At 45.7% G+C, this 13640-nt stretch carries 11 protein-coding genes; 2 read left to right on the top strand and 9 right to left on the bottom strand.

Annotation, left to right across the window (positions count from 1 at the left end; all coding sequences use genetic code 11):
- Positions 1-16: 16 nt before the first annotated feature.
- A complete protein-coding gene (locus JOD82_RS21515; protein WP_029517168.1) occupies positions 17-535 on the bottom strand; it encodes a hypothetical protein in 519 nt (172 codons plus the stop codon).
- Positions 536-586: 51 nt separating this feature from the next.
- Positions 587-1108, bottom strand: a complete 522-nt coding sequence (locus tag JOD82_RS21510) for a DUF948 domain-containing protein (protein WP_029517167.1) — start codon at positions 1106-1108, stop codon at positions 587-589.
- Between the two features lie 260 nt (positions 1109-1368).
- Between JOD82_RS21510 and JOD82_RS21505 the strand changes: the two genes are divergently transcribed.
- Complete coding sequence (locus tag JOD82_RS21505) at positions 1369-1536, top strand: DUF1328 domain-containing protein (RefSeq protein ID WP_029517166.1); 168 nt, start codon at positions 1369-1371, stop codon at positions 1534-1536.
- 125 nt (positions 1537-1661) lie between these two features.
- Here JOD82_RS21505 and JOD82_RS21500 read toward each other — a convergent pair whose 3' ends face one another.
- On the bottom strand, positions 1662-2828 hold the full coding sequence (locus JOD82_RS21500; protein WP_029517165.1) for a C40 family peptidase: 1167 nt from the start codon (positions 2826-2828) through the stop codon (positions 1662-1664).
- Between the two features lie 191 nt (positions 2829-3019).
- Complete coding sequence (locus JOD82_RS21495; protein WP_029517164.1) at positions 3020-3889, bottom strand: cation diffusion facilitator family transporter; 870 nt, start codon at positions 3887-3889, stop codon at positions 3020-3022.
- A gap of 454 nt (positions 3890-4343) precedes the next feature.
- Between JOD82_RS21495 and JOD82_RS21490 the strand changes: the two genes are divergently transcribed.
- Positions 4344-4529: a hypothetical protein gene (locus JOD82_RS21490; RefSeq protein ID WP_029517162.1), complete on the top strand. Its 186-nt coding sequence runs from the start codon at positions 4344-4346 to the stop codon at positions 4527-4529.
- 182 nt (positions 4530-4711) lie between these two features.
- Here the strand turns inward: JOD82_RS21490 and JOD82_RS21485 are convergent, their stop codons facing one another.
- The 5 genes from JOD82_RS21485 to JOD82_RS21465 all read right to left on the bottom strand — a co-directional run bounded on the left by JOD82_RS21485 (position 4712) and on the right by JOD82_RS21465 (position 13614).
- Positions 4712-6340 (bottom strand): ABC-F family ATP-binding cassette domain-containing protein, encoded by a 1629-nt coding sequence (locus JOD82_RS21485; protein ID WP_013311942.1) that lies wholly within the window; start codon positions 6338-6340, stop codon positions 4712-4714.
- Positions 6341-6623: 283 nt separating this feature from the next.
- Positions 6624-7403, bottom strand: coding sequence for an ABC transporter ATP-binding protein (locus tag JOD82_RS21480; RefSeq protein WP_069011985.1), 780 nt, complete (start codon positions 7401-7403; stop codon positions 6624-6626).
- Positions 7393-8376, bottom strand: coding sequence for a FecCD family ABC transporter permease (locus tag JOD82_RS21475; RefSeq protein WP_069011983.1), 984 nt, complete (start codon positions 8374-8376; stop codon positions 7393-7395). The genes JOD82_RS21480 and JOD82_RS21475 overlap by 11 nt, the downstream gene beginning before the upstream one ends.
- 14 nt (positions 8377-8390) lie before the next feature.
- Positions 8391-9350: a heme ABC transporter substrate-binding protein IsdE gene (isdE, locus tag JOD82_RS21470; protein WP_165149420.1), complete on the bottom strand. Its 960-nt coding sequence runs from the start codon at positions 9348-9350 to the stop codon at positions 8391-8393.
- Positions 9351-9630: 280 nt separating this feature from the next.
- Positions 9631-13614: an NEAT domain-containing protein gene (locus tag JOD82_RS21465; RefSeq protein ID WP_209949907.1), complete on the bottom strand. Its 3984-nt coding sequence runs from the start codon at positions 13612-13614 to the stop codon at positions 9631-9633.
- Between the last annotated feature and the right edge of the window lie 26 nt (positions 13615-13640).

Below are 13640 nucleotides of genomic sequence, written 5' to 3'. Positions count from 1 at the left end.
GCCTTAAAAAAATCAATTACCATTCCGTTTCATCAAAAAACTCAACATACTTAGGTTTATCAGACGTCTCATCCATAAACACTTTGATTGCACGTTGTCCGCGTACATATACCTCTCCGTCTTCCGCCGTGAATTGCGAGCCACCCAGCGCCTGATCGAGCGTTTTCCGTTGCAGCGGCAGCCACTTATCATTCACCTTGATTCGACCGGCAGCAGGATCTACATGCACATAAGAAACGACGTCCTCACGCATACCTACCACAACATCTGGATATTGGTATTCTGTAGAAAGCAGCAACTTATCCTTTTTGACTCGCTGTGGCTTGCCCAGCTTTTTCAATACATCAGCACGTGTATCATCCAAAGATATGCCATTTAAGGTATGAAAATCTGCTGGTACAGCATGTGGAGCGGGTATCGTCTGCACAGTCCTAACCACATGTCCCGCTATTTGCGGGGAAACGGTTTGCTGAACCGTATCCTGTCCGGAAAAGGGAGTGAGCAAACCAGCAGCTAGTAATAACGTCTTCATCATAAATCTCACCCTTTCAATGAATTTCCTGTAGTTTACGGTTCAGCCACTATGCTACTGACGCATTTTCTGCCACACCCCAGCAGCGATGTCTACATAACCCAACCAGTTTTTACCTGGCTTGGCCGCAGGCTCCTCATAAGTCGCATTGTAGCTCTGAACCGTCCGCTCCGTTGCGGTCAAAGGTCTATTCGATGTCGTTGCCTTGATCGCGTTATCCGTTCTGGAAGTATTACTCGCAGCGCTATGCGATTTCTGAAACCGTGTCATTAACGCTGTTGAAGCCTGCTTGGCAGCCAACGTCACTTCGCTGAGTACCTCCCCCAAATTTCTAACCGATTCCATCACTGGCTCCACTTGCTTCAATTTATGATCAACATCTGCGGTGATGTCATTCGCATGTCGAACCGTTTGTTTTACTTCATAACTCAGTTCATCAATCGTTTTTTGTACATCCTGCAAGGTTTGAGTCACCTTATCCAAAGAGCCTTGTGCTGCTTTCAACGTTTTAATGAGGAAAATAACGAGAACTGCAAATGCGATAGCAATAATAAAAATGCTGACCTGTGTTAACATAGCGTAACCTCTCTTTCGTCTTTCACGATGATGTTTATGATTACTGCATAGTTACCCTTTAGATTCAGACACGAAACAACGTCCAGGCTGGCTTCTTCTCCGCTCCAAACGTTATGATTCACGGACTCTCACACCGTTTAAAACAACGTATAACGATGGCACAGACACGAATATTCTATAGAAGTCTCCATCATCTGCAACCATGCTCTATCGGGGCGTGAGTATGCCACATTATATACAATTAAAGGAGGATACAGAACATGCTAAAATGGTCCGCTTTATTCTTAATTTTTGCTGTGATCGCCGGTATCTTAGGTTTTTTTGGTATCGTCGTGTCCGTAGCTGCTACAATCGCTAAAATATTATTTGTGATATTTCTGGTGTTGTTCGTCATTTCACTCTTCACCAGAAGAAAACGGGTTTCATAGTTATCGGATGCTAGCTGCACAAAAGCAATATTCTAAATGTCTATAAAAAAAGGATGTTCCCACCCTGGTCAACAGGGCTGTGGAACATCCTTTTTGATGCAGCTTTTTAACAGTTAGCGGCGCTTTTATTGAATCACGCTGCCCCCAAACAGGAAACGGTCCTGCCAAGGCTTGCTGAAATCCGTAACTTTTACACCGCCACCCGCTACAGAAAACGTATGGAGAAGCTTGTTGTCTCCCAAATATACAGCTACGTGTGTAATCGTTTGGGAGGAGTTATCCAAGGACGTGTACGCCCCGGAAGATGCATTATAATTTGTAAAGAAGAGCAAATCGCCACGCTTCAGCGTAGTCATGTCCGTATTCGGCTGACTGTTTTGCTTGATCCACTCACCCTGTGAACGAGAATCTGCCGGAAGCTGGATACCTACAGCCTGACGGAAAATTTGACGGGTAAATGCCGAGCAATCAAAAGTAGCCGTACTGCTACGATCCGAACCATATTCATATGGAGTTCCGAGATAAGTCATCCCCGTGTTAATAACCTGCTCTATTGCAGCCGCTGCATCACCGGAAAATATGTTCATAGTTGACGCAGGAGAGGCTGTCACAGGTATTGCAGTAGTATCAGGAGTGGTTGTCACCGGAGCAGACACAGGCTGCTGCACAACAACGCCCTCACCAATACGAATATACTGTGGAGACGAGCTGACGTAACCCACCGTACCACCAGCATTGGTAACCTTGAACCAATAGGCATTACTTGGATCGGTAATCGTAACGACATCCCCTGCATTCAAATAGCCCAAGACCTCGGAAGAAGTGGATGCCTCCGCCCGCAAACGAACGGACGTTTGAATCGTAGCTTTCGTTTGACCGGCAGAACTATTCACTGAGGCCACAGCCTCTTTAGCTGAAACATTTTTAACTGACTCTGTGGCTTCCGATTTACGAGTGGTAGACGGGGTGACAGCAGCAGCGACGCTGGTAGCGCCAACTTTTATGTACTTGTCGGAGCTGCTAGTGTATCCGGTTACTCCATCAGAAGTCTTGATCTTATACCAATAGCTGTTGGTTTTCTCCAATACCGTTACGGCCTCTCCCTGCTTCATAAAGCTGACTACATCCCCTGTAGTCGAAGGACCGGATCTAAGCTTTACAGCCGCCTGAATAACCGCCTTCTGTCCCGTGGATGCTGTTGATGCCGCTGCGTCAACCTGACCCGGCGCCACATGAATTGCTGTCAACAGCGCGGCTGACGTCATGAGCATTCCCATCACGCGTCTTCTCAATGTTGCACCTCCTGGCTGTTTTTACGAATTTGAAGAGCATATCCAATTCCGACGAATATAGCCGGACATGCCTTCATTATAGTAAAAGCAGCAGGAAGAGAGATATAATCCAAACGTCACAAAAGGAAGCGTATACGCCTTTTACATATAGGTCTAAAGTCATTTTTAATACTAACTATTTAATAATTAATCTATAATTTGGGTTCTACATGGACATGGACATGCATCGTATTATGAACCTCTTGTAGGCGCTCCTCAATCCGGTCGCTGATCCGATGCCCTTCAATCAGGCTGAGTTGCGGATTCACCTCAATGACCACATCCACTAGTGCATGATTGCCGTGTACACGTGCCTTAACGTCCCGAATCCCCTCTACTCCAGGTATACGGGCAATCGTACTTCGTAAGTCAGACAGTTCTTGCTCATCAAATCCATCGGTCAAGCTGTGTGTGGAATCCTTAAAAATATCCCACGCTGTTTTGCAAATGATACATCCTACCGCGATCGCAGCTACAGTATCCAGCCAGGGTAGCCCGAACTGTGCGCCGATAATGCCAACTGCTGCCCCAACACTGACAAGTGCATCCGATAGATTATCCTTGGCCGCTGCCAGCAAAGCCTTATTGTTAATTTGCCGTGCCAGCCTGTTATTGTACAAGTACACTCCCAGCATAATCACGGCACAAATCACAGCTACACCCGCGGAGGTGATATCCGGTATTTGCTTTCCGCCCTTGAAAATGCTGCCAATCCCATCAATAAGCACCTGCAAACCGACGACAGCCATAATAAAGGACGCCAGCAGCGCCGCGATCGTTTCTGCCCGAAAATGTCCATAGGCATGGTCAGAGTCCGGTGGCTTTTGGGAAATTCTCAGTCCAACCAGTACAGCAACCGACACTACAATATCGGTAACATTATTGAAGCCATCCGCCCGCAATGCGCTAGAAGCAAATATATACCCGCTAATCAGCTTAAAGGCGGACAGCAAGAGATAAGCAGCAATGCTTACCCACGCCCCACGCTCACCTTTTCGGATTTCATCATAGACATTTACCACAACGTAGGACACTCCTTCAAATATATAGTTCCCAGCAGAACGACCTCACCGGGCCCAAAAATAAAAATAGCAGCATCGCTGCCTTGAACCCTCAACATTAACTTTTCAAACAAGCAGCGTAGCTATCCTGAAAATAACAATTCACCTTTGGGTAACTGTTATTTTCAGGATAGCAGACGAACTTTGTGTGGGTCTAGAGAAACAGTCTTTCCGCTCTGCATCGCTGTAGGAACAACGAAAAAGTATTGCCAGGCCCCATTCCTGTAGGTTACACAAAACATTTTTTCCTTCACACAAAAAACAGACGTTTTCTCTCCCGCCCCACCCCAGATGGGTGTTATCATTGTTGCCCTTGTCCCTTCTTTTAAAAACATATAAAATGAGGACACAGCCGCGTTTTTCTTCAATCCAACATGATTGACATGAATCTGGCGGCAACAGGAGGAATTTATTCATGAGCGATGCCAATGAACCACGTAAAGTTAATCTCGCAGATGCCATTCGGGAAAAGCTGGCACAAAAAAAACAGCAGTCCGGCGCTTCACAGCAGGGCGGCTTTCAAGGCGGTTCCACCAAAACACTGAAAAGCCAAAATACGAAGAAGCCGAACAACCAACGCCGTCGTACAGGCGGATCATAAGCCACCTCATAGCCTTTATAGGGTACCAAAGGTCTGGCGAGGTCTATCTTACCTCACGGCCAGAGCCAGGTAAGCTATGGGCATGGCACAAAAACGAAAAAGAGGAGTCTCCCTGCCATCTCAATGGCCTAAAGGAGCTCCTCTTTCGTTTATCTAGTTGTTGAAGATAGCCGGTTGGAATTTTAGCCGATTTCTACCGGATACATACGTTCACGCAATTTCGCGATTTCTTCATTTTCCAAGTATTCATCATAGCTCATCGTACGGTCGATTACGCCGTTTGGTGTAATTTCCACAATGCGGTTCGCAATCGTTTGAATAAACTGATGGTCATGAGATGTGAACAATATAGTACCGTCAAAATCAATCAGACCATTGTTCAGCGCTGTAATGGACTCCAAATCCAAGTGGTTGGTCGGTTCTTCCAGCAACAGCACATTGGCACCGTTCAGCATCATTTTCGCCAGCATACAGCGAACCTTTTCGCCCCCGGACAGTACACTTGCTTTCTTAAGTGCTTCTTCACCAGAGAAAAGCATACGTCCCAAGAAGCCACGCAGGAACGTTTCGTCCTGATCCTTGGAATATTGACGGAGCCATTCCACAAGATTCATGTCCACACCTTCAAAATAGGTGGAATTATCTTTCGGGAAATAAGCTTGGCTAGTTGTAATCCCCCAAGAAAATTCTCCGCTGTCTGCTTCAATCTCGTTCATCAATACTTGGAAGAGCGTCGATTTAGGCAAACCGTTCGGCCCAACAAACGCGATTTTATCGCCTTTGTTCACAACCAGACTGAACTCATTCAGCACTTGCTCGCCTTCAACGGTTTTACTGAGGCGGTCTACTGTCAAGAGTTGTTTGCCTGCTTCGCGTTCAGGCTTGAAGTTCAGGAAAGGATATTTACGGTTCGATGGACGGATGTCGTCCAGCGTAATTTTATCCAGTTGTTTTTTACGTGAAGTAGCTTGTTTGGACTTGGAAGCATTCGCGGAAAAGCGCTGAATAAAGGCTTGCAGTTCCTTGATCTTCTCTTCCTTTTTCTTGTTGGCATCACGCGTCAAGGCAAGCGCAAGCTGGCTGGACTCATACCAGAAGTCGTAGTTGCCGACGTACATCTGGATTTTGCCAAAATCGATATCCGCAATATGCGTACATACCTTGTTCAGGAAGTGACGATCATGGGATACGACGATGACGGTGCCTTCATAGTCCATCAAGAAATTTTCCAGCCATTGAATGGATTCGAGGTCCAAATGGTTGGTAGGCTCATCAAGCAGCAAATTGTTCGGACGACCAAACAACGCTTGAGCCAGGAGAACACGTACCTTGTCATTACCACTCAGCTCAGACATGTTCTTGTCATGCAGGTCGCGAGGAATACCAAGACCGATCAGCAAGGAAGCTGCATCCGGCTCAGCATCCCAACCGTTCAGCTCCGCAAATTCGCCTTCCAGTTCACCGGCACGCAGGCCGTCTGCTTCAGTAAATTCTGTTTTGGCATACAGCGCATCTTTTTCCTTCATGATTTCATACAGACGCGTATGACCCATAATAACGGTTTCCAGAACCGGGAATTCATCGTATTCATAATGGTTCTGCTTGAGCACTGCCATCCGTTCGCCCGGTGTCATGTGAACCTCGCCTGAATTGGCTTCGATTTCACCGGAAAGAATTTTCAAAAAAGTGGATTTGCCCGCGCCATTCGCCCCAATCAGGCCGTAGCAGTTCCCAGGAGTAAATTTGATATTTACGTCTTCAAAAAGTGGGCGTTTCCCATAACGAAGCGTTACGCCGCTTGTACTGATCATATAAGCATACCATCCTTATCATTAGTAAAGTGCTAAACACAAAATTACCGACGGCAATAGTATAACACACAAAAGATCGGATTCGAACCGTAGTATAAGCATAACCGTCCCTGAATCTCATCCAATATCTTATAAATAAAATAAAAAATGCTTCTGTCTCCACGGTTGTCACCTGACAAAACACATGGACCAGAGCCATTTTCATGTTTTAAATTCGTTGAAATGCCGTGAGGACAAACGCGTTATTCAGTCGCAGCAATAATGTTCCGTATGCTTGTAAATGTCAGGAAGCCCCGACTCCTATCGGAATGAGATACATGCCCGCTTCATCATCCTGTTTGATTACGACCTCCACATCATAAACTGCCTGGATCAGTTCAGATGTAACGACCTCTGTAGGTGGGCCGTTCGCTATAATACGCCCTTCCTTCATGGCAATCATTACATCGCTATACCGAATAGCATGATTGATATCATGCAGCACCATCACGATTGTCAGTCCATGTTCCTGGTTTAACTGCCGAATGAGCTCTAAAATTTCAAGCTGGTAGTACATATCCAAATAGGTGGTCGGCTCATCCAAAAATAAAATGGGCGTCCGCTGTGCCAAGGCCATTGCAATCCATACACGCTGCCGTTCTCCTCCTGAGAGTTGATCCAACGTGCGAGTTCTACGTTCGTTCAGGTTAGTACAGGCTATCGCCCACTCAATCGCCTCCTCATCCTCGTCACGCCTCGCTGTGAACATGTTCTTATGCGGCAACCTGCCGAAGCTTACGAGCTTTTCTACAGTCAGGTCGGAAGGTGCCTCGTTCTGCTGATGGACTACCGCCAATTGACGGGCCAGCTCCTTGGGCTTGTAGTGGGCTATTTCTTTGCCGTCCAGAATCACCTGGCCCAAGCGGGGAACAGCATTGTTGGACATCACGCTGAGCAGCGTCGATTTGCCGCATCCGTTGGGACCAATAATGGTCGTAATCCGTCCCGACTCAATAACAGCATGAATAGCGTGCAGACGATCTGTTTTCCGATCATATGAGAAGGTTATATCCTTAATGTCCATAGGTGCGATCCGCCTTTCTGATCAGGAATATCAGGAACGGCCCGCCAATGACGGCCATAATAATAGAAGCCGGGATTTCATTGGGAGCAAGCACCGTCCGCCCCAGAGTATCCGCGAGCAGCAGCAACAAGCCACCGCATAAGGCTGAAAATGGAATCAACCACTTATGATCCGAGCCAACTAGGTAGCGGGCACAATGCGGAACGAGCAGGCCGATAAAGGCAATCACTCCTGCGATGGCTGTAGCCGTTGCTGCAAGCAGCACTGCAATCACAGAAATCAAAAGTCGTGCGCGCGTTACATTGAATCCCAGATTTTTAGCTGTTTTATCTTGAAGGGACAAGAAATTGCACCAAGAGAACACGAGCATGGCCAAAATTAGTCCAATCCCGCCATAGGTCACAATAACCTCGACATCTATCCATTTTTTCATAGACAAGGTTGAAGTAGTAACCTGGTTAATGCTGGTGACCGCATAACTGCCTCGATAATTAAATGACTGACCTAAACCAGAAAAAATGGCATTCACAGCTACCCCGATCAGAATGAGACGAATCGGATGCAAGCCGGATCTCCATGAAAATCCATAAACCATTAAACAAGCTATCGCACCGCCAATAAATGAAAAGAACGGCATCCAGAAATAAAGCATTGGAAAGACCGTCACCGCAATCAGCGAGATCAATGCTGCTCCCGAAGAAATGCCGATAACTCCGGCATCTGCCAGCGGGTTTTTCATAACAGCTTGCAGCAAGACACCCGCCACTGCAAGTGCTGCACCTGCCATAACGGCTACGATAATTCTCGGTAGTCTCAGGTCCTTGACCACATTCACCTGATCATCTGTACCTGTCCACAATCCGGTGACCAACTGACTCAAATCCACCTTGAGACTACCTGTCATCGCTGAATATAACATGACGCCGACGAGCAAGACCATTACAACAATAAGACTCCAACCTTTTTTGGACATGTCATCAGCCTCCTTTAATTCGAAGGATACAGCATTTTCATCAGCTCATCTAGCGCCGAGTTTGCCGCTAGATTCCCTGTTGTGCCAAACAACGGTTCAGGCAGATCATAGACATGCCCATTTTTCACAGCGTTGAAATGCTTCCAGATATCGTTGGTTTTGAACTCTTCATCGAACATTTTCACTACTTCATCCGGCATCCCGTGTGCAGCGCGCAAAATGATATCAGGGTTGGATTGCTGCAAGGCTTCGGTATTGTGGGCAATGAACTCCACCTTCTCGCCCTGAACCACATTTGTTCCGCCTGCAATTTTAACCAGATCCCCAATATAGGAATGCTCGGTAGCCACCAGATAGCTTCCCGGTACTCCCAGCAAAATCAATACTTTAGGAGATTTCTTCCCTTTGATCTTTTGTTGAATCTCAGTTACTTTGGCATCCAACGCTCCATTAATCTCTTTAGCCTTTTCGGCTTTGCCAAACGTGTCTCCCAGCTTTTGAATTTCTTTTTGCATATTCGCGAGACTTTCAAAATTCAAAAATTCGGCATTGATGTTCAAATCTTTAAATTTAGGCTCCAGATCATATTTCAGTGTCGTCACCGACAGTACATCCGTCGGCTTCAGTGACATCACTTTTTCCATGTCGGGACTCATCGGATTACCCACATCAGGCACATCCTTGTAACGGTCAGGCAGCACTTTCGTGCTTGTCGGCTTACCTGCCAAATCCAGGCCCAGCGCATCCGTGATTTCCGCAATGGCTACCGTAGTCGCCACAATACGAGGAGCTTGAGCTTTACCGTCAGACGACTTTCCGGTTGCATCAGATGTTGCCGCTGATTTCGAACCATCGCTCTGATTCTGTCCAGCCTGTCCTCCTCCCGAACATCCGGCCAGCAACAAGATCACGATGCCGATTAACATATACAAACAAAACGATCTTCCTTGAGCCCATGCTATATATCGTTTCATGAAAATCCAGTCACCTCAATTCAAAATATAGAACTGCATTAGGAACCCTAACTTTTCGGGTATCAGGATTTAGCAAAATTCGACTCCAGTCGCTCCAAAGTGCAATATATAGACGAACTAGACTGTTTGATCTACATATTGTTCACTAGAAGTCGCTTATTGGATTTTTGCAAATTCCTCGGGTATGTAAATGCTGACAAGTCTTGACGCCGAGGCACCAAGACTTGCTTGCATACAAACTTTGCTGTTATTCGGGCTTCATTGAGGTCACAACCTGAGGCTACTTCGCTTTCAGGCTTGCTTCATCAAATTGGAACTGAACTGTATACCAGTGATCATACGGCACTCCGCCAAGAACCAAGCCAGGCACAATAACGTGTGTGTAAGCACTGATTTTCTGGGACAAGTCCCCTACCTCGAATTGAACGACACGTGTATCGCCGGATGTCGAGATCACTTCTACATCTTTCAGGGTACCGTTTTGCTCCACTTGTAAAGTTGGCATCCAAGAACTATTTTTCAATGTCACTTGGATATAGCGCTTGTCTCCCTTTTCAATCAGTGTGGCTGGCTTGTCGAGATAACCGTCCATAACGGAAGCTTCACTCGTTTTGTCTTTAAATACGTTGTAATTAATCGTGTATTGCTTCTCGGAAGCCATTTGAACCGGTTGCTCAACTACTGGTTTGGTTTCAGCTACAGATGCAGTTGTTTCTGCTGCCTTGTCCGTAGAAGCTACTATCGGTTCAGTAGGGGTTACGGTTGTAGCTGTATTGACCCCCTCACCTTTAAGCGATGCACGGTCAAATTGAATCTGTCCGCCGAATTTCTCATTTAGAATGTATTTCTCAGGCAGATATACCTGTGTGTACACACTTAACTTCTTATCCAGATCAGGTACTTCGAACGCAATCGTGTGCGTGTCACCTTTAGTGTCCGAACCCATAATCATCGGATTGGCATAACGGCCTTCAAAATCCGTTTGGAATAGCTTCAAAGCCTGGTTGTCCGTAACGGTTACATGAGCCTGAACCTTGCCATTTTTCACAATCAACTTCGCTAGACTCTGCACAAAAGGAGCCACTAGAGAATCCTTGTCTGTTCCGTTCGCCAGTACACGGAAGTTCGCAGTGTACTCTCCATCGGCCAAGTTATTTTTCCCCTGTTCTACTTCGTCTGCTTTGGTTTCGTTGTGATAAGATACATTGCTGGTATCGAATTTAAATTCAAAATCATATACCTTTTCTACTCGATCCTCCGCCTTGAAAACCATCTGAGCGCTACTTGCCACTTTAGGAGCTTCGTAGACAACCAGTTGGCCTTTTACATTGCTCTTAAAGTCACTTACGCTAAAACGAACATGCTTCGTATTGCTTGCTGCATCTTCCTGGGTCACTTCTGCATCTCGGTAGTCCCCGCTTGCGTTGTCCCAAATACGCAGCGCCTTCACTTCATTGCTGTTTTGCAGCTTCAGACCTACAAACCGTTTGTCGCCTTCCACGACCAATTGCGCCGGTTCGTCAGTGATGAAGCGTTGAGCCTGTGAATCTGCTGCTGTTGAGCCATCTGACAAAACAATACTGAATTTCAAAGCATATTTACCATTGGCAAGCTTGTCAAAATCCAGTTTAATCATGGGATCAGCCGCCCCTGAAGAGGTAGGCTCAACAAAGCTTCGAATGGTAGCAGGCTCGAATTGGAACTGCACATCATACACGTGATCATATGGGATACCACTCAAATCCAATCCAGGTACGATGACATGCGTGTTCACTGTCACTTTATCCGACAGATTTGGCACTTCAAATTGTACTGTTCTTGTATTTGCGGAGCTCGATTGATCGACAACCTGAGCCTCTGCACCATTTACTTTGAACGTTTTGATCCAGCTGCTCTTGTCCATTTTGATCTGAATGATATTTTTACCAGACTGTTTTAACAGTGTGGCTGGCTTTTGCATATATCCATCCATCACAGATATTTCATTGCTTCCGTTTTTGAGTACGGAGAAATCAATGCTGTATCTGCCATTTTCAACTGGGGTTGTGGTTCCGTTATCCGGTCCTTTAGCTGTAATGCTGCTGCGGTCAAATTGCAGACGAAGCTTATGATCCATCTCATAAACCCCACCTGGATAGGTCGTGCTCACATGTACCTGTGCATTCAGAATAGCGTCCAAATCCGCCACTTTGAATTTCACAACACGTGTATTAGCATTCCTGTCCTCACTAACGATATCTGCATCCGTAAGTGTCCCGCTTTGTTCTGTTTTAAACTCTGTCACGGTGGTGCTGTCTTTGATGGTAAAGGAGGCTTCATACTTGCCTTTTGATACCGTCAGTGTGGCCGGAGACAATAAATATTGTGCCATGGCCGATTTTTGATCTTTGATTGCGTGCAGCGCATCGAAGTTGATTGAATACGTTCCATCAGCTAAATTCTTTCCGGGCGTGCCTGGTGTGCCTGGCGTCCCAGGATCAACCGGGGTTGTTGCCGCTCCTAATTGAAGATCGACATCATAGGTTTCTACATAGTTCAGCTCAGGCCAGTTGATGCTTACCCATGCATTCAGTTTGGCAGGCACTTCCTTAACCTCAAATTCGATAGCACGTGTATTCGCCGTTTGATCTTCACTTACTACGGTCGTGTTGGTCAATACTCCATTTTGTTCTACTTTAAAGCCGTCAATTTGTTTGCTGTTTTTCAAAGTGAACTGTACATATTTCTTGCCTTTACGTTCAACCAGAGTACCCGGTTTTTCTGTATATCCATCCATCATGGACTTTTCACTTGAACCGTCTTTTAACAGCGTGAAGTCCAGATTTGACGTTACTGGAGTTGAACCGTTGTCCGTTCCCGAGATACTGTTTTTATCGAACTGAAGACGAAGTTTATGGTCCATCTCATAAACCCCACCTGGATAGGTCGTGCTCACATGTACCTGCGCATTCAAAATCGCGTCCAAATCCGCTACTTTGAATTTCACAATACGTGTATTGGCGGTCTTGTCCACACTTACAATATCTGCATCCGTCAACGTTCCATTTTGATCAGTTTTGAATTCCGTCACTGTAGTGCTGTCTTTAATGGTGAAGGAAACTTCTTTTTGTCCCTTCGCTACCGTCAAAGTTGCCGGAGACAACAGATACTGTGCCATGGCTGATGGCTGATCTTTTGTGGCGTGCAGGGTATTAAAATTAATAGAATACGTTCCATCCGCCAAATCTGATGGGGCGGGTGCAGAAGACATCTGAAGATCTACATTATAAGTATGCACGTAGCCCAGCTCAGGCCAGTTGATGCTCACCCATGCGTTGAGCTTGGCAGGCAGTTCTTTCACTTCAAACTCGATCACTCGTGTATTCGCAGTTTGATCTTCACTTACAACAGAAGTGTCGGTTAACACCCCATTTTGCTCTACCTTAAAACCATCAATCTGTTTGCTGTTCTTTAATGTGAACTGGGCATATTGTTTACCTCCACGCTCAATTAGTGAGCCTGGTTTCTCCGTATACCCATCCATCATAGACTTTTCATTGGTTCCATCTTTCAAAAGGGTAAAGTCCAAATCAGAAAGTTTTTCTCCTGCATTAGGAGGCGTCACCGGTGGTGTTACAGGTGGAACCGTTGGATTCTCCGTTGAGTTTTTAAGTCTCAAGCTGGAAGGATCAAACTCAATCCATTCCTTCACTGAACGATCTGGATCGGTATCTACATACCACGGAGAACTGCTATTAAATCCAAACTCCGTATTTACATTTTGATGAAAATCATAAACATCGAAGCTTACAGTCCCGGAAGCTTTCCCAGAATCCACCTCTATTTTTGCGGGAACTGTTTCCCCGTTTTGTTCTACTAAAAATTTCGATAGCCCTTGAGTTTCCGCAAACTTAAATGAAAAATGGTATTTTCCATCCTTAATGATCAAATCTCCAGGATAGGTATAGTTTGTTTTGAAACTCGAATCTCTGGTGCTACCGCTGACTGTCTTTCTTAAAGGTTTGTAATCAATCAGGTATTCTCCATCTGCATAGGTCGCATCTGTGGTAGTTACAGCATTGGTAGGCTCAGCATATGTGCTGGGTACTTCTACCGGCATCTCATAAGTAGCATAAGTAGCACTAGTGACTGTAGTGCTTGAATCAGTCAAATTTTGGGAAGTGGAATCAACTTCAGGGGTTGCTCCTACGTATGGTGAAAATAAAGAAAACAACATTAGAATAGCAGCGAATGTCGTAATGTATTTGTTAAATCGGCTTTTCAAGGTGATGTATCCCCCTACTTAAAATA

Origin of the sequence: Paenibacillus sp. 1182, from assembly GCF_017833915.1 — a bacterium.
Classification (GTDB): domain Bacteria; phylum Bacillota; class Bacilli; order Paenibacillales; family Paenibacillaceae; genus Paenibacillus; species Paenibacillus polymyxa_D.
Note: the sequence above shows the minus strand (reverse complement) of the source record. Positions and strands in the feature narration are given on the sequence as shown.

Coding starts and splice junctions, on each gene's coding strand:
- JOD82_RS21515 (WP_029517168.1), bottom strand. CDS start 535: ATGATGAAGACGTTATTACTAGCTGCTGGTTTGCTCACTCCCTTTTCC.
- JOD82_RS21510 (WP_029517167.1), bottom strand. CDS start 1,108: ATGTTAACACAGGTCAGCATTTTTATTATTGCTATCGCATTTGCAGTT.
- JOD82_RS21505 (WP_029517166.1), top strand. CDS start 1,369: ATGCTAAAATGGTCCGCTTTATTCTTAATTTTTGCTGTGATCGCCGGT.
- JOD82_RS21490 (WP_029517162.1), top strand. CDS start 4,344: ATGAGCGATGCCAATGAACCACGTAAAGTTAATCTCGCAGATGCCATT.
- JOD82_RS21485 (WP_013311942.1), bottom strand. CDS start 6,340: ATGATCAGTACAAGCGGCGTAACGCTTCGTTATGGGAAACGCCCACTT.
- JOD82_RS21480 (WP_069011985.1), bottom strand. CDS start 7,403: ATGGACATTAAGGATATAACCTTCTCATATGATCGGAAAACAGATCGT.
- JOD82_RS21475 (WP_069011983.1), bottom strand. CDS start 8,376: ATGTCCAAAAAAGGTTGGAGTCTTATTGTTGTAATGGTCTTGCTCGTC.
- isdE (WP_165149420.1), bottom strand. CDS start 9,350: ATGAAACGATATATAGCATGGGCTCAAGGAAGATCGTTTTGTTTGTAT.